Source organism: Candidatus Polarisedimenticolaceae bacterium (assembly GCA_036275915.1).
Classification (GTDB): domain Bacteria; phylum Acidobacteriota; class Polarisedimenticolia; order Polarisedimenticolales; family DASRJG01; genus DASRJG01.
The window spans coordinates 62,178-78,877 of record DASUCV010000004.1; the positions used below are offsets into that span (position 1 = coordinate 62,178).

General features: G+C 70.3%; 14 protein-coding genes. 4 read left to right on the plus strand and 10 right to left on the minus strand.

Going from position 1 to position 16,700, the window contains the following annotated elements; genetic code table 11:
• Positions 1–46: 46 nt before the first annotated feature.
• Positions 47–1,801, plus strand: a complete 1,755-nt coding sequence (locus VFV19_02455; GenBank protein ID HEX4823152.1) for a hypothetical protein — start codon at positions 47–49, stop codon at positions 1,799–1,801.
• 3 nt (positions 1,802–1,804) lie between these two features.
• Here the strand turns inward: VFV19_02455 and VFV19_02460 are convergent, their stop codons facing one another.
• On the minus strand, positions 1,805–3,682 hold the full coding sequence (locus VFV19_02460) for an ATP-binding protein (GenBank protein ID HEX4823153.1): 1,878 nt from the start codon (positions 3,680–3,682) through the stop codon (positions 1,805–1,807).
• The gene (locus tag VFV19_02465) at positions 3,679–5,079 is read right to left on the minus strand and encodes a sigma-54 dependent transcriptional regulator (protein ID HEX4823154.1); all 1,401 of its coding nucleotides are present in this window, start codon (positions 5,077–5,079) and stop codon (positions 3,679–3,681) included. The genes VFV19_02460 and VFV19_02465 overlap by 4 nt, the downstream gene beginning before the upstream one ends.
• A gap of 491 nt (positions 5,080–5,570) precedes the next feature.
• On the opposite strand from VFV19_02465, the gene VFV19_02470 reads away from it, so the two are divergent.
• The gene (locus VFV19_02470) at positions 5,571–7,424 is read left to right on the plus strand and encodes a HEAT repeat domain-containing protein (GenBank protein HEX4823155.1); all 1,854 of its coding nucleotides are present in this window, start codon (positions 5,571–5,573) and stop codon (positions 7,422–7,424) included.
• Here VFV19_02470 and VFV19_02475 read toward each other — a convergent pair whose 3' ends face one another.
• From VFV19_02475 to VFV19_02510, 8 genes are read right to left on the minus strand one after another with little or no spacing between them, the layout of a single operon-like run.
• A complete protein-coding gene (locus tag VFV19_02475; protein ID HEX4823156.1) occupies positions 7,425–8,210 on the minus strand; it encodes a CpsB/CapC family capsule biosynthesis tyrosine phosphatase in 786 nt (261 codons plus the stop codon). It abuts the gene before it with no gap.
• Positions 8,207–9,238, minus strand: coding sequence for an NAD(P)H-dependent glycerol-3-phosphate dehydrogenase (locus VFV19_02480; protein ID HEX4823157.1), 1,032 nt, complete (start codon positions 9,236–9,238; stop codon positions 8,207–8,209). Before VFV19_02480 ends, VFV19_02475 begins: the two co-directional genes overlap by 4 nt.
• Positions 9,235–9,840, minus strand: coding sequence for a glycerol-3-phosphate 1-O-acyltransferase PlsY (gene plsY / locus VFV19_02485; GenBank protein ID HEX4823158.1), 606 nt, complete (start codon positions 9,838–9,840; stop codon positions 9,235–9,237). The genes VFV19_02480 and plsY overlap by 4 nt, the downstream gene beginning before the upstream one ends.
• Positions 9,837–10,394 carry an RNA 2',3'-cyclic phosphodiesterase gene (gene thpR / locus VFV19_02490; GenBank protein ID HEX4823159.1) on the minus strand — a complete coding sequence of 186 codons (558 nt, stop codon included), beginning with the start codon at positions 10,392–10,394 and terminating at the stop codon, positions 9,837–9,839. The genes plsY and thpR overlap by 4 nt, the downstream gene beginning before the upstream one ends.
• The gene (locus VFV19_02495; GenBank protein HEX4823160.1) at positions 10,391–11,626 is read right to left on the minus strand and encodes a competence/damage-inducible protein A; all 1,236 of its coding nucleotides are present in this window, start codon (positions 11,624–11,626) and stop codon (positions 10,391–10,393) included. Before VFV19_02495 ends, thpR begins: the two co-directional genes overlap by 4 nt.
• Positions 11,623–12,294 (minus strand): DUF502 domain-containing protein, encoded by a 672-nt coding sequence (locus VFV19_02500; protein HEX4823161.1) that lies wholly within the window; start codon positions 12,292–12,294, stop codon positions 11,623–11,625. The genes VFV19_02495 and VFV19_02500 overlap by 4 nt, the downstream gene beginning before the upstream one ends.
• A gap of 50 nt (positions 12,295–12,344) precedes the next feature.
• Positions 12,345–13,061 (minus strand): hypothetical protein, encoded by a 717-nt coding sequence (locus tag VFV19_02505; protein ID HEX4823162.1) that lies wholly within the window; start codon positions 13,059–13,061, stop codon positions 12,345–12,347.
• Complete coding sequence (locus tag VFV19_02510) at positions 13,045–14,310, minus strand: helix-turn-helix transcriptional regulator (protein HEX4823163.1); 1,266 nt, start codon at positions 14,308–14,310, stop codon at positions 13,045–13,047. The genes VFV19_02505 and VFV19_02510 overlap by 17 nt, the downstream gene beginning before the upstream one ends.
• A 214-nt stretch (positions 14,311–14,524) precedes the next feature.
• Between VFV19_02510 and VFV19_02515 the strand changes: the two genes are divergently transcribed.
• Positions 14,525–15,268: an AraC family transcriptional regulator gene (locus VFV19_02515; GenBank protein ID HEX4823164.1), complete on the plus strand. Its 744-nt coding sequence runs from the start codon at positions 14,525–14,527 to the stop codon at positions 15,266–15,268.
• A 4-nt stretch (positions 15,269–15,272) separates the two neighbouring features.
• Positions 15,273–16,700: a HEAT repeat domain-containing protein gene (locus VFV19_02520; protein HEX4823165.1), complete on the plus strand. Its 1,428-nt coding sequence runs from the start codon at positions 15,273–15,275 to the stop codon at positions 16,698–16,700.

A 16,700-nucleotide genomic window follows, 5' to 3' on the forward strand; every position in this document is an offset into this window, starting at 1 on the left:
CAGCGGAATTCGACGTGACCGCCGCCTCCTCGTATCATCTGAAACCGTGCCGCGCCGATTCCTGGTTTCGCTCGCCTTCTCCGCCGGACTGCTCGCCGCGGGAACGACCGCGCTCGCGGCGCCGGATCCGGGACCGCCCCCCAGCGAGGCGGCCCCACCCGCCGACCAGCACCGCGGCCCCGACTACATCGGGGAGGCGGCGTTCGTCGGCGTCGGGACGTTGACCGTCGTCTATCCCGCCGGTCCGGGTGAGCCGGTCGACGACAACCGGCGCTCGGCGGTCGCCCGGGCGCGATGGCTCACCTCCGCGCACAAGAACAAGGTCGAGGTCGCCGCGGACGACCAGCTCACCGACGAGCAGAAGAAGGGCAACCTCCTGATCCTCGGCTGGTCCAACCGCCTGCTCGGCTCGCCCGGCATTCCGCGCCCGTTCACGCACGACGAGACCGGCACACGCTTCGTCGGCGTCGTCGAGCCGAACCCCGGCGTCGACCTGCTCTTCTTCAACCGCAACCCGCTCAACTGGCCCTCGTTCCTCGTCTTCTGGTCGCGCATCGACCCCGAGCGCGATCGCTCGCAGCCGGTGCCGCGGATCGGCTCCGATTGGGCGATGTACCGCGATTACCAGCCGATCCGCCAAGGGATGTTCAAGCCGGGGCAATTCTGGCCGCCGCAGCGCGACCCCACGGCCGAGGCCGATCACAGTAGCGGCGACGGTCTCCCCGCGGCGCGCCGCGGCACCTTCGATTCCGCCCGCTACCACATCGTCTACGACGCGAAGAAGATCCCCGACGCGGAGATCAAGGCGATCGCCGACGCGCGCGAGACCGCGCTCACGAAGGCGATCGAAGCGGTCGGCGCTCCTCCCGAAGGGTTCAAGATCTACCTCGTCGTCTACGAGGACGAGACCTCGAAACGGGATGCCACCGGGATCGGCGATCCCACGCATTCCGTCCTCCCGACCCACGAGATCTACATGGTGCGGCGCTTCGCGCGCTCGACGAATCCCCACGAGGAGATCCACGTGGTCGGGCGCGCCGTGCTCGGTCCCTGTTTCTCGACCGCGCTCTACGAGGGCTACGCGCTGTCGCTCGACAACCTGTGGCGCGGCTACGACATGCCGATGCACGCCGCGATGCTGCGGCGCGCGAGCAAGCTGCCCGGTCCGTCGGTGCTCCTGGACGAGGAGCGCCTGCGCGCGCTGCCCGACGAGATCGCGCTGCCCGCGTCCGGCGTCTTCGTGACCTGGCTCCGCGAGACGTACGGCCCGGGCGTGGTCAAGAAGGTCTACGGATGGAGCGACGGCCAGGTCGCGACCTTCGCGTCCCGCCTCGGCACGACCGAGGACGCCATGGCCACGGCGTTCGCCACTTGGGCCGACGGCAAGGTCGTCGCCATGAAGTCGTCACTCGAATTCATGGACGCCGAGGACGAGGCGAAGGAGAAGCAGCTCGTCAGCGACTGGCCGGGGATGAGCGCGGCGCTCAAGAAGGCGCTCGTCGCGAAGCCGGGCGATCCGCAGACTCTTTTCAACCTCGCGTCGGCCCAGATGCGCGCGGACGATCTCCCTGGCGCCGAAGCGTCGCTCAAGGCTCTTCTGACGGAGACGCTTCCCGCCGACTCGTCGCGCTTCCTGGCGTTCGGCCACTACCAGCTCGGGCGCGTCTACGACCTCGGGGGACGGCGCAAGGCCGCGCTCGCCGAGTACGACGCCGTGCTCGCGCTCCCCGACGACCACGGTTCGCACGACCTCGCGCGCCAGCGCAAGGAATCGCCCGCGACGAAGGAGCAGCTCGAGTAGCGGCTACGCCGCTTCGCGCGCCGACGGGAGCACGAGCGTGAACGTCGCTCCCTGGCCCGCGTCCGAGCGGTACCAGACGCTTCCGCCGTGCGCTTCGGCGATCATGCGGACGAGCGGGAGCCCGAGGCCCGACCCTCCCGGCTTCGTCGTCACCCTCGTGTCGAAGAGCTTTTCCGCGAGCTCCTGGGGCAGCCCCGGCCCGCTGTCGGTCACGCTCACGCGGACGAGCCCGCCCGAGGCGCCGACGTGGAGGACGACACGGCCTCCTTGCGGCATCGCCTGGATCGCGTTGAGCACGAGGTTCAAGACCGCTTGCTGGAGACGGTCGGGAACACCGAAGACCGGCGGGAGCTCGCCGTCCGATTCGAGGCGGAGGTCGACACGCGCCTTCATCGCCGCGTAGGAGAGGAGCTGCATGACGCGCTTGCACGTGTCGCGCACGTCGACTTCGGCGGGCTCCGGGGCCGAGCGGAGGAGGCCGAGGTAGTTGTTGAGGAGCTCGGTGAGCCGGCGCGTCTCTTCCTGGATCGTGTGGAGCGACTCGGACATCGCCCGCCGAGACGGGAGGGCCGTCGCCTCGCCGACGTACTGCTGAACGACGCCGGCGTTCAGGCCGATCGAGTGGAGCGGATTCCGGATCTCATGCGCGAGCGATCCCGCGAGGTGCGCCAGGACGGCGAATCGGCCCGCCTCGAGCAGATGCGCTTCGACCTTCTGGAGCGTACCGAGATCCCGTAGGAGGACGAGCGTTCCCGAGGCCCCGGGCCGCGGCTCGAACGGGACCTCCGTGACCTGAACGGGCGTCGGCTCTCCCCCGTCCCGGACGATCTCGACCCCGCGCGCGGGATGAACCGACCCGGCCGACCAGCCGATCGCCAGCTCCGGATGGCGTGCGAGCGCATCCTTGATCGCGGCATCGTCCGCTCCCTCCGCGGGAACGCCGAGGATGCGCAGCGCCGCCGCGTTCCAGGCGACGGGCCGTCCCCTCTCGTCGATCGCGAGCATGCCCTCTTCGAGAGACTGCGAAAGGGTCGCGAGGAGCGCTTCCCGCTCGCGGCCTCGCGAGTCGAGCGCCTCGAGCCGGCCCCCCATCTCGTTGATCGCCGACACCGCCGATTCGAGCCCGCTTCCGAGACCGAGGCGCTCCGCATCGAGCCGCCCGCGGAAGCCGCCCGCGCGGAATTTCGTGAGCGCACGATCGAGGCGGCGTACCGGAACCGCCGTGATGGCCGCCATGAGCAAGCCCGAGGCGACGCCGACGAGGAGAAAGATGAAGAGCGGCCTCATCGAGTCGGTCGCCGAGACCGAAGGCGGCTGCAGGCGCGGAAGCCGCTGGAGGAGCGCGTTGTCGGGTTCGAAGTCGAGGAGCAACGATCCGAGACGCCGTCTCGGTCCGGTCGCGTTCGGCGGGTCGTCGAAGACCGGCACCATGACGCGGGTGAACGCTCCGCCCTGCGGCTTCTCGATCAGCTGCCGGACGACCTGGTCGGAGGCGAAGAGCGACGATCGCTCCGGTCCGGTGAACGCGAGATCGACCACGCTCGGATCGTTCGCGTATTGGATCCTCTTGTCCCGGTCGACGACGAGGAACGACCGGATGCTCGGAATCTCTCGAAGGATCGCGTTCAAGCCCATGACGATGCGATCGCCGTCGCGGTCCTTGACCTCCGGCTCGCGCTCCAGGCGAAGGAGAAGGGCGCGCGCGATCTCGTTCGCGGTCCCCTCGAAGAGCTGCTCGGCCGGTCGCGTCGCGAGGCTCTGCTCCCAGCTGCGGTAGTAGGTCTGGAACGACTCCCGCACCATGACGAAGGCCAGGGCGCCGACCCCCACCGTGAACGCCGCATTGAGGACGAAAATGCGGAGGGAGAGCGGGACCCTCACAGCTCGAACTTCTTGACCTTGTTGTGCATGGTCTTGAGCGAGATGCCCAGGATCTTCGCGGCACGGGTCTTGTTGCCATTCGTGTGGGACAGCGTCTGGCGGATCATCTCGCGCTCGGCGTCGTCCATCGTCGCGCCGACCGGGAGCGAGACGACGTCGGCGTTCGAGGCGACCGCCTGAGGCGCGGACTCGGCCGACGCAGGCGAGACCTGGACCCGCGAGGCGCCCGCTCGTTGGACCTCGATCGGCAGATGCTGCGGGAGGATCGGGCGCCCGCCGGCGAGGAGCGCCGCGCGCTCGATCGAATTCTTCAGCTCGCGAATGTTCCCGGGCCAGGTGTGAGCGCACAGCAACTCGAGCGCGCGGGGATCCATCGGAGAGACGGGCGTCCCGTTGCGCGCCGCGTATTCCTCCGCGAAGTAGCGCGCGAGCATCGGAACGTCCTCGCCGCGCTCGCGGAGCGGAGGCAGCACGATGGTGAACACGTTCAGCCGGTAATAGAGATCCTCGCGAAGCTTCCCTTCCGCCATCGCCGTCATCGGATCGCGGTTCGTCGCGGTGAGCACCCGCACGTCCGACTCGATGACGTCCCTCCCGCCGACGCGGCGGAACTTCTGCTCCTGGAGGACGCGGAGCAGCTTTGCCTGGAGGAGCTCGTCCATCTCGGAGATCTCGTCGAGGAAGAGCGTTCCGCGGTGCGCCATCTCGAAGCAGCCGATCTTGCGCTGCATGGCGCCCGTGAACGCGCCCCTCTCGTGTCCGAAGATCTCGCTCTCGAGGAGCGTCGCCGGGATCGCCGCGCAGTTGATCGCGACGAACTCGTTCTTCTTGCGCGGCGAGAGATCGTGGAGCGTCTGAGCGACGAGCTCCTTGCCTGTCCCGCTCTCGCCCACGATGAGCACCGAGAGGGTCGACGGCGCAACCTGTTCGATCTGACGATAGACCGCCCGGATCGCCTCGGACCCGCCGCGTAGCCTGCCGAAGGCTCCGCGCTCGCGCAGCTCGGCGCGCAGGCGCCGGTTCTCGTTCATCAGCTCGCGGGTCCCGGCGAACTTCTCGAGGAGGATCTTCAGCCGCCCGGGCTCGACCGGCTTCTCGAGGAAGTCGAGCGCGCCGAGCTTCACCGCCTCGACCGCGGCCTCGATCGTTCCCTGGCCGGAGAACACGATGACCGGGATCCCGTGCTGCTCCCGGAGCTGCCGGACGAACTCGAGACCGTCGATCCCCGGCATCACGAGGTCGGTGATGATCGCGCTGGGGCGATCCCGCTCGATCCGGGTCAGCGCTTCGTCCGCCGACGACGCCGCCGCGGACTCGTACCCCCAGGCCTCGAGGAGCCGGCGGAGCCCTTCGCGGGCCCCGGATTCGTCATCTACGACAAGGATTCGGTCGCCCATCGCCATTCCAACACCGATCGCGGGGAGTTTCAGTGTGCCACGCCCCCGGCCGGACGACCATGTAAAAGCTACGGACCAGCCCCAGAATTAGCGGAGTTTCGACATGATCCTGAGAAGGAGGGAAAGGAAGAGGGATGCCGTCCCCAACGCCGCCCCAACGCTCAGTACGATCGACCCCACGAGGAGCAGAAGCTGCATGTTTCGACTCCTTGGGAACCGGAACCCGTCGGCCCCGGCCCGAGTGGTCGTCTCCTGACAGGTCTCAGGCCGGGCTCAACATAGTTGCAATACAGTTGCCATTCAAGCTCGATAATTTTCATGCTTTATCGCGACTCGTCGGCGGAGACTTAGCAGGGGTATATTCCCGCCTTCATGCCCCCCACTCAGGTTCAGAAGCGGTGATCCGGTCACTTTTTCGTTTCGCGATGGCCGGAGCCTCCGCCGCCGTCTTGTGTCTTTCATGCTCGGGGCCCAGCCACGAATCGGCACCCGTGGCGGCGGTCGGAGCCGGTGGGGCGGGCGGGCGCTTCGTCGGATCCGAGGCGTGTCGCTCGTGCCACGCCAGCGAGTACGCCGCGTGGTCGGGGAGCCGCCATCGCAGCGCGATGCGCATCCCCGCACCGGGCGAGAAGATCGCCCTCGCATCCGCTCCCTCCTCGCCGTTCCGGTTGGATTCGGACGGCGCGGTCGAAGGGCCCGGTGAGAACGGCGGGGCCGTCCGTGGCCGCGTCGCCTTCCTGCTCGGCGGCAAGCACCGCGAAGACGTCGTCGTTCGACTCGAAGACGGGCGCCTTCAGGTGTTCCCCTGGTCGTGGGACGCCGATCGATCGGCGGCGTTCCGTCCGCTCGAGGCACTCGCCGGCGGCAGCTCTCCGCCGGCCGACGCCATCGACTTCTGGACCCGCGCGGGCCGGAGCGCCCCGCTCGCGTGTTACGGCTGTCATGCGACCGGGCAGACGCTGACCGCCGCGGGGAAGACGCCGGGAGGCATGACGATCCCAGCCACACGCTGGATCGAGCCCGGGGTCGGTTGCGAAGGGTGTCACGGACCGGGAGGCCCCCACCTCGAAGCGGCTCGCGCGAAGGCGGCGACCGCGGGGACGATGAAACTCGCGCGCGCGGACGGGAGCGTCGACGCCTGCGCGGCCTGTCACGGCCTTCGCGACGTGCTGCCCTCGCCATTCGGGGACGAGCCGGCGCATCGTTATGGCGCGCCGCTCTACGAAGCGGCCGATCCCTTGCTGACGGTACCGTCGAACTTCGAGTTCCACGAGCCGTTCTTCGGCGATCTCCGGCCGGCGACCTACCAGCAGGAAGCGGTCGCCTTCGCCCAGTCCGGATGCGCGCGCCGCGGCGGCTTGACCTGCTCGGGATGTCATGACGTGCACTCGGGAACGCTGCGGCCCGACGCCGGCGATTCCCTGTGCGCCAAGTGCCACAAGGCGATCGCCGACGCAGGCCGCGGCCACACGCTTCATGCGCCCGGCTCCCCGGGCGGGCGCTGCATCGACTGTCACATGGCGGCGATCGTCCGCGGTCCGGCATCGTCTTCCGCGCGCGACCACTCGATGGCGCCGCCGACCGCTTCTGCCGGACATATCCCCGCCGCATGCGCATCGTGCCACGCGAGCGGCGGCAAGCTCGACGCGATCGCGGCGGCGTGGAAGAAGATGCCCGACGGCAAGGCCGCGGCGTGGCGACGGGGAATCGGCGATGCCGTCGACGGCGCCGAGACCGACGCCGGCACCGACGCTCTCCTCCGTGCCGTGTCCGATGACGGCAACGGTTGGTTCGTGCGCTGGTCTGCGCTCCGGAGAATCGTCACCGCTTCGACGCCGCGCCGCACCGAGCCGATGGCCGAGGTACTGAAGCGAACCCTCTCCGACCCGAATCCCGCGCTCCGGCGCGAAGCGGCACGCGCGCTCGGCCGATTCGGCCGCCCGCAGGAGTTCGAGGCGCTCGTCAAGGCGACGAACGATCCCGACCCGTGGACCGCGCTCGCCGCGGCGGTCGCGCTCGGGAGGCTCGGAGCACCCGATACCGGCACGCGCTTCCCCGAAGTCCTCAAGCGGCCCGATCTCGTCCTCGATGCGCGGGCCCAGTTCGCCTACGGGCACGCCCTCCTTCTCGCGCGCAATTGGGTGCGGGCGGAATCGGTTCTCGAGCGCGCGCTCGAAATGAACCCGATGATGGTCGGCGCGATCAGCGATCTCGGCCTCAGCCTGCGCGCTCAGGGGAAACGCGACCAGGCCGACGCCGCCTGGAAGACCGCCCTCGAGATCAACCCGCGCTTCGAGTCGGCCCGGCAGAACCTCGAGAAGGGCTCGTCCGCCGCCTCCGAGTAGCTACTCGCCGCCCCTCAGCCAGCGCGAGAGGATCGATCGCTTCGGCGGCGGGGGCGGTGGCGGCAGCTCGGGATCGCGCGCCTCGAGGAACGCCTGCGGCACATCGGTGGCCATCTTGAGCGCGTGCGCGTCGCCGATCCAGCCGGCGATGCGGGCGACGGCGTCGTTCAGCACCGGAGGACGGCCGCGCGTGTTGTGAGCGTCCGACGCGACAACGTGCACGAGACCCTTGCGGACCAGCTCTTCGGAAAACTCCTCGATCGACTCCCCGAAGACGCCGAGGACCGAGCCGGTCGTGATCTGACCGAATGCGCCCAGACGAAGAACCGCCTCGTAGCGCTTCACGTCCTCCTGGAAATAACGGATGCGCTCCGGATGCGCGAAGAGCACCTGGAGGCCGGCGAGGCGCATCTGGAAGACCAGGTTCTCGAGATCGACGGGATATTGGCTCATCGAGAGCTCGAAGAGGACGGTCTTCCCATTGTCCGCGAGCGTCGGCGCGTGCCGGCTCTTGACCCGTTCGATCAGGTCGGAGCAGACGTGGACTTCGGCGCCGGGCAGCACGACGACGTCGACGGCCGCTTCGCGGAGCGCGGCGTTGAGAGCGCGGACGCCTTCGAGCACCTGCTCCCGCGGGTTCATGTAGAAGCCGTCGCGGTAGTGCGGTGTCGCGACGATCGTCCGCGTGCCCGCCTGGACGGCGACGCGGGCGAAGTCGATCGCGGCCTCGAGCGTCGGAACGCCGTCGTCGACCCCCGGCAGGATGTGCGTGTGGAGATCGATCACGGTTGCTCCCGGAGTCCGGCGGGCTCCTCGGCGCCGAGCGGACGCGTCATGAGCCGGCGGACCGCGGCGGCCGGGTCGCCCTCTTCGTAGAGGATCCGGTGGACCTCGTCGACGATCGGCATCGTCACGTCGTGGCGCCGGGCGAGGTGCCACGCCGAGCGTGTGGTCCCCACGCCCTCGGCGACGTGACGCATGCGTGCGGTGACGTCGCGCAGACGCTCGCCGCGGCCGAGAGCGCGTCCGACCTGACGGTTCCTCGAAAGCGATCCGGTGCAGGTGAGAACGAGATCTCCCAGCGCGGAGAGGCCGGCGAACGTCTCACCGGACGCTCCCATGGCGACGCCGAGGCGTCGCATCTCCGCCAGTCCCCGCGTGATGAGCGCGGCCGCCGTGTTGTGGCCGAGACCGAGGCCGTCGACGATTCCGGCCGCGATCGCGACGACGTTCTTGAGCGCCGCCGCGACCTGGACGCCGACGACGTCGCCGGTCGTGTAGAGCCGGAGTGTCTCCCCCGAGAGCAACGACTGGACCGTGGCCGCGACCGCCGGGTCCGCCGCTGCGGCGACGACCGCCGTCGGAACTCCGCGCGCGACTTCCTCGGCGAACGACGGGCCGGAGAGGGCCGCGACGGGCGTCCCGGCGGGAAGGCAAGCCGCTGCGACCTGCGTCGGGAGGAGAAGCGTCTCTTCCTCGATCCCTTTCGTCGCGACCACGACCGGCACGCCGCTCCCGAGCGAAGGCGCGAGCCGCCTGTAGACCTCGCGTGCGAACGGAGACGGCACCGCGAGGACGGCGAGCGCGACGCCGGAAACCGCCTCGTCGACGCGGCCGGTCGGGACGACGAGCGCCGGGACCTCGTGGCCGGGCAGGTAGATCGGGTTGTCGCGGCGCTGCCGCATGCGCTCGACGAGGTCGTCCTCGTGGATCCAAAGACCCACCGGCACTCCGCGGCCGCTGAGATGGATCGCGAGCGCAGTGCCCCAGGCTCCGCCACCCAAGATTCCGATCCGCGCGGACTCGACGGTCACCGCTGTTCGCCCTTCGGCGCGCCCCACGAGACGCGCGGCTCTTCCCCGCGACGCATCCTCGCAAAGTTCTCCCGATGGCGCCACGCGATGAGCACGGCGACGAGGGTCGCGGCGAGTATCGTCGCGCGAGCGTTGCCGGCGGCCCACGCGGCGAGAGGGAGGACCAACGCTCCCGCAACCGACGCGAGCGAAAGGAGCCGAGTCGCAAGGAGAACGACGGCGAAGGCCGCGAGCGCGGAGGCGGCCGCCGCCGGTGCCAAGACCGCGTACGCCCCCGCCGCGGTCGCGACTCCTTTCCCTCCACGCCCCGAGAGCCACGGCGAGAACACGTGGGCGACGACGGCGGCGGCCGCGGCTGCGATCGACGCTTCTCGGCCCGCGAGTCCACCCGCCACGGCCACGGCGGCCGCGCCCTTCCCCGCGTCGAGGACCAAGGCCGCGAGCCCCCACGCCGTGCCCGCGCTGCGCTGCACGTTCGCGGCGCCGGGGTTCCCGCTCCCCTCTCTCCTGAGGTCGCGGCCCGTCGCCAGCCGGTGAACGATCCAAGCGAACGGAACGCTTCCGAGAACGGCGCCCACGAAAAGTCCGATCGCGAGCCTCACGGCATCCGGCCCACGGGAAAGCGTCGTTCGATCTCGTAACGGGCGCCCCCCCGCCCGAGGATGCTGCGAAAGAGGACGACCTCGGCGGGATCGAACGTGCCGAGCGTCCCCACCGTCTCGAGCGCGGAGCATCGCGCCCGATCGGTCCGCGCCCGCGCGAGCGTCACGTGCGGAAAGAACGGACGAGCCTCGTGGATGAGTCCCGCGGCGCGCGCGGCATCCTCGAACTGTGCGGCGAGCGCGGCGAGCACGCCGCCGGTGCTCCGGTCCTCGACCCCGAGCCAGAGGATGCGCGGGCGTCTGACGCTCGGGAATGCGCCCGCGTCGCGGAGCACGAGCGTAAGGCCGGGTGTCGCGCGCGTCGCCTCCGCCACCGGCGCCTCGAGCGCCGAGAGGACCGCACGGTCGACCTCGCCCAGGAACCGGAGGGTCACGTGCAGACCCTCGTCCCGCGCGAGCCTCCACTCTCTCTCGTCACCCGCGATCGTGCGGGCGGCCGCCGCCGCCGAGGCGACGAGCGCGGCGGGGAGCGGGATCGCGAGGAAGGCCCTCATCCGGAGGCGAGGAGCGATCGGCGGAGGAGATCGAGCGCCGAGGCGACGGCTCGCCTTCGGATCAAGGCACGATCGCCGGGCCAGTCGAGCAGGCGCGAGGCGCCCGACGCGCCGTCGTCGAGCGCCACGTGGACCGTGCCGACCGGCTTCGTCGCGGTCCCGCCGCCGGGCCCGGCGATGCCGGTGATCGCGAGCGCGAGATCGACGCCCAAGAGGCGCCGCACCCCCGCGGCCATGGCGGCCGCGACCGGCGCGCTCACGGCGCCGTGGCGCCGGAGGAGCTCCGGGTCGATGCCGAGCGGCCCGGTCTTCACTTCGTCGGCGTAGGCGATCACCCCTCCACGGAACCAGGCGGACGATCCGGGCACGTCGGTGATCGCGGCACCGAGAAGTCCGCCGGTACACGACTCCGCCACCGCGAGGGTCAAGCCTCGCGCCGCGAGGACTCCGCCGACGACCGAGCCGAGCGTGTCTTCGCCGGCGCCGTAGAGATCGTCGCCGAGGCGCTCGCGCATCGCCGCCTCGAGCGCGGCGAGCCGCTCGGCCGCCTCCCGCGCTTCCCGTCCCCTGGCCGTGAGAAGCAGCTCGACGGTCCCAGCTCCGGCCAGGATCGTGGTCTCCGTGCCCGGCGTGTCGTAGAGATCGCGCAGCTTCTCATCGACCCACGACTCGGGGCGTCCCGCGACGCGAAGGGTCACGCGCGCGAGGGGCCCGGTGCCGAGACGCGCCACCGCCGGCGCCACGGTCGCGTCGTACATCGCCTGCATCTCGGCCGGCACGCCCGGAAGCGCCGCGAGGAGCCGTCCGCCGCCGGCGACGAGGATGCCCGGCGCCGAGCCGAGGGGGTTCGGAATCCACGCCGCGCCGCGCGGCTTCTCCGCCTGCCGGTGCTGGCGCTCACTCGCCGTTCGGCCGCGCGCGCGGAAGAGATCCTCGATCGTCACGACCATGGTCTCGTCCCGCTCGAGCGGCACACCGAGCGCCGCCGCGAGCGCCTCGCGGGTCCGGTCGTCCTCGGTCGGTCCGAGCCCTCCGGTGACGACCACGATTGGCGCGGCCATGCGCGCGCTCCGGACGAAGGACGCGATCGCGTCGACGTCGTCCCCGATCGCCGCACGCCACGCGGTCGCGACACCGGCATCGAGCAGGCGCAGGACGAGCCAGCTCGAGTTCGTGTCGATCCGTCCGGGCTGGAGGAGCTCACTGCCGACGGTGAGGACGACGGCGCTCACGGGACGGGATCGGGCCGCCGGATACGCTCCGACAGCGCGTCCGGCGTCACGATCCCTCCGCTGACGATGAGCTTGACGCCTTCCTCGATCGTCAGATCGACGTCGACGAGATCCGATACCGGCACGAGCGCGAGCCACCCCGACGTGGGATTCGGCGCGGTCGGAAAGAAGACCATGAGGGTGTCGATCGAGCCGTCACGCCCGGGGACCCTCGCCCGCCGTTCGTTCGTGACGAAGCCGAGCGTCCACACCGACGGTCGCGGGTACTCGACGAGCACGACGCGCGAGAAGGCTCCCTTCCCGCCGGAGCCGAGCGCGTCGAGGAGCTGGCGGGCCGCCCCGTAGACCCCTTTGACGAGCGGGATCCGGAGAATGAGCGCTTCGAGCCAGGCGACGATCCTGGCGCCGAGGAGGTTCGCCGCGAGGAGCCCGATGAGATAGACGAGGAGCAGCGTCAGGACGACGCCGACGAGCGGGATCGCGAAGCGCGTGCGCCATCCCCCCGGGTCCTCGATGCCGAGCGCCGGGAGCACGCGGACGACGAGGGGCGTGATGTCGTCGCTCACGATCCCGAACAGGATCCTGAGGAGCCACAGCGTGATGATCGTCGGGAGAACGATCAGAAGACCGCGGACGAGATGCGTGCGCACGTGACGCAGAGGCGTCATGACCGTTCCCCCGGAGGATCCGGGAGGAGTCTAGCAGCGGCGAGCGGAGGCTACTTGCCGCCGATCGGGGGCTGCGTCACGTTCGACGTCACGCCTGCCGAGGTGCCGGGATTCAGATCGTCCGTGACCGTCGACGTGCTCGCGAAGGTGATCGTCTTCGTGACGTGCGCGCCGATCGTGTCGTAGTCGACCTGGATCCGGCCGTCGCTCAGCCAGGCGATCTGCGGGCTCATCGCGTCGTCGCCCGGATCCGAGATCACCATCGGTGGCGACCACACGGAAACCAGGAACATCGACATCTGCACCGTCGCCGCACCCGCGCCCCGCGAGAGCCAGACGACGTAGGGACGTCCGCCGGCGGAGATCGCGATGGCCGGATCGACGGCGTCGGACCGATCGATCCCGGGAACGACCGCCTTCACCTGCGACCATCCGCGACCTTCCCAGCGCGACCACACGAGGTCGAAGTCGAGGCCGTTGAAGTGGCTCCAGACGACCCACGGCCAACGCTGGTGCGCGGTGTCCTCGGCGACGGCGGGGTACAGATCGCCTGACCGGTCGCCGCGGGTGTTCAAAGCCACGCGCCCCATGCGGAGGTGGGACACCGTCCAGATGCGCGGGTTGCGAACCGACGCGTTCGCCTCGATCACGGTTCGCACGTAGCCGCCGAACGCATCGAGCTCCGCCGACACTTCCGCTCGCGCCTGGCCGAACACGGCGCCGGCGCTCAGGAGCGCGAGGGCCATCGACCTACGCAAAGTGTTCATGGTCGAACCTCCGATGCTTCGCGACCCACCGGTCGAACTCGTCGACCTCTGGGAAACGCCGCTCCAGAAGGGATCGCAGGTGCCTGAGGCGCCCGAAAGCGATCTTCTCCCGCGTGCCGTTCCCGTCATCCTTGGCGCCGACCCACCGATGGAACGCGTTCAGGAACAGGATGTCGTGATAGGGCCCGGCGGGATCGGAGGCCAGCGTGTCGGACTCCGCGAACTCGTGGCTCGCGCGCGCGACGTCGGCATGCTGGAGGTAGGCTTCGCCGATCCGGGTGGCCGACAGCGCCGCGATGCGCCGGTAGCCGTATTCCCGCGCGCTCCCATGGACGGCCTGGAGCTTGGCGAGCCCTTCCTGGAATCGTCCCGCCTTGACGAGACAGCCGCCGAGATTCGTGAGAACGACGAGCTTCTGATCGTTCGCGCCCCCGCTCGCCGCGAGCACCTCATGGGCGCGCTCGTAGAACGCGAGAGCCTTCGTGAGATCGCTCGTCTCGTAGATATTGGCGAGGGTGTTGAGCGCCGTCGCATGCGCGGGCGCATCCGTCGATGCAACCGCGAGGGCGAGGCTCTCGCGCACGAGGACCTCGGCCAGGCACAGATCGCCGAGCTCGCGGTAGACGGACCCGAGCTGGAGGAGCGCACGGATCTGGATGCCCGGCTTGGTCTCGTTGCGGAGCTTCAGGATCTCGCGCAGCTCGTGCTCGCACATCGAAAGCTTGCCCAGGGCCTTGAGCGCCGTCGCCATGCTCCAGCGCGCGCTCGCGAGGCGATCGTTCTGCCCGGGTCCCTCGTTCCGCTCCGCGACCTCGACCGCCTTCTCGTACGCGACGAACGCGCGGCCGTACTCGCCGCGCGAGAGCGACTGGGCGCCGATCGTGAGAAGCGCGTCGTAGTCGTCGGTTTCCGGCTTGAACGGCTCGAACTCCTCGAGGTCGAGCACGTCGGAAAAATTCTGGATGGAGACGTTGAAGATACGCGCGAGCGCGCGGAGCTTGTCGAACGACGGTAGCGCTTTCCCCTTCTCGAACCGGGAGAGCTGCGAGTTGTCGATCGACTCGCCCAGCGAGAACGCCTTCTCCTCGACCTTCCGTAGCGTGTAGCCGTAGCCTTCTCTGAGGCGCCTCAGGTGCTGGCCCAAGCGCGCCGAGGGGCGTCCGTCGACCGAGCGCAGAGCGGCCTCTGCCGACGACCTTCCCGGTGGACCACCGGGAAGCCCCGCTCGTCCAGGCGATTCATGGCTCATCTCTCCCCCCCGCGTTCGAGCCACCCCTGCGAACGTGCCCTACATCCAGATCGTTTATCCCCACATTTCGGATCTGTCAACGTCGAATTGTCCGGCAGAATGATCCTGCGGATGATCAGTCCGCGCTTGACCCTCGCAACGTCTCCCCGTACATTCACGAACCTCCTGCAACCATTGAGGTTGCGGGCTCCGGTCTCCACGCGAGGTGCCCCGCTTGGCGACTCTTCGGCTCGTCTCGCTCCCCCGCGTCCCGCGGTCGTTCTCGGAGCTGCGCTTCGACGCCGCACTCGAAGCGCAGGCGTTCCGGCAGCTCGCCGCACTCGAGATCGATGCGTGCCACGCGAGCTTCGCGCGGCTCGTCGAAGGTCTCGACTTCACGGCGCCCGGGATCTCGGGCCGCGAAGTCGCGGCGCTGCTGCTCGACGTGCTCCAGCGCATCAACCGCCGCCTCCATCGTCCGCCGGACGGCGACGAGGCGTGCCAGGCCAACCGCGCGGCGCTCATCGCGCAGTTCTCCGGTCTCGACTCCGCATCGCATGCGCGCGAGGAGTTCCTCGTCACCCTCGACCGTTTGCTCGCCGCCCTCGAGACTCCGTCCGGCTCCCACCCGCTCGTCGAGAAGGCGCAAACCTACATCGACGAGAACTACCAGCGGCGACTCTCGCTCTCCGGGATCGCGCGTGCGCTCCACGTCTCGCCCAACTACCTCTCGCGCGTGATCCGCCGCGCGACCGGGATGACCCTCACCGCGCAGATCCACCGTGCACGCCTCGAGCACGCGCGCCTCCTGCTCGCCGCCGAAGGCCGGAGCATCTCCGAGATCGCCTACATGGTCGGCTACCAGAACTACCGCGACTTCTACCGCAACTTCGTCAAGTACGAGCGCGCGACCCCACGGCAGGCACGGCGCTCGATGGGCCCGCCGTCGTCCGAGCCGACCTCCATCGTCCGGGACTGATCGGGTGCGTCTGCTGCTCGCGTGCCTGCTCGGCGGAAGCACCGCTCTCGCCCAGCCGGCCGCTCCTTCGTCGACCCCGCAGGCCAGGATCGTCGAGCTGCGGGCTCTGGCGTCGAAGGGCGCGGCGGGTGCCGCGGAGCTGACCGAGGCGCTGAAGGACCCGCGCGCGCCCGTGCGCGCCGCCGCCGTCCAGCTCCTCGCCGAGGTGCGCGGCGCCTCCGCGGCGCGCGACATCGCGCCGTTGACTGCGGACCCCGAAGACGCGGTCGCGGTGGCCGCGGTCGCCTCGCTCCTCCGGCTCGGCGGCGACGTGTCGTACGGCGCGGTGCAGAAGGCGCTCGTATCCCCATCGGCTCGGGTGCGATCGCAGTCCGCGGCCTACATCGGCGACGCGCGGGACACCCGTTTCACCAAGGATCTGGGGGGACTCCTCTCGGATCCCGCGCCCGGGGTCCGCCACTCCGCGATCGAGGCCCTGCGCGCCGCGAAAGATCCGGCCTCGTTCCCGTTCCTCATGGCGGCGACCGCCGACGAGATGCCGGAGGTCGCGTCGGCCGCGATCGGCGGCCTCGCCTCCCTCGGCGACCGGCGCGCGCTGCCGCGCATCGCGCCGCTGACGTCGTCCGCCAAGGTGCAGGTCCGGGCGGCGGCGGCCGGCGCGCTCGCGGCGCTCGGCGGTCTCACGACGCAGCGCGAGGCGTTCGAGCGATCGGTCGCCGACCCCGACCGGAACGTCCGCTCGGCGGCGGCCTCGGGGATGCGCGACCACCCATCGGCCGACGCCGCGCCGTTTCTCGTGAAGCTCGGCGGCGACGCCGAGGCCATGGTCCGCCGGATCGTGGTGCAGGCGTGGCGCGAGCAGGCGGGTGCCGCATCCGCGGATGCGCTCGCCGCCTTCGTCACCGACGCCAACGACGGCGTGCGGACGACGGCGATCTACGCTCTCGGCACCCGGCGTCTGACCGATCGGGCGCCGGCCGTCGCAGCGCGCGCCGCCGATCCGTCCTCGAGCGTCCGCGAAGCCGCGGCGGCCACGCTGGGCGACCTCGGCGGGCCTGCGGCAGAGGCCGCCCTCATCACTCTTTCGGGCGACGCCGAAGCGTCGGTGCGCGCGATCGCCGTCGTCGCGCTCGCCCAGCAGCGGGGACCGAAAGCCCTGCCCGTCCTTCAAGCGTCACTCAAGGATCCCGATGCGCTCGTGCGCCTCGAGGCGATTCGGGCGCTCGGCGTCCTCGGCACGCCCGAGGCGCTCTCGCGTCTCCGCGATCTCGCCGGAGGCGGCGACGTCGCCATCAGGATCGCCGCGATCGATCAGCTCGGCGCATGCAAGGACCGCGGCGCCATCGCGCTGCTCCGCAAGATCACGCAGGAGCCGATCGAGACGCTTCGGGCCGCCGCGAAACGTGCGCTCGATGCGATCGGAAGTCAGTAG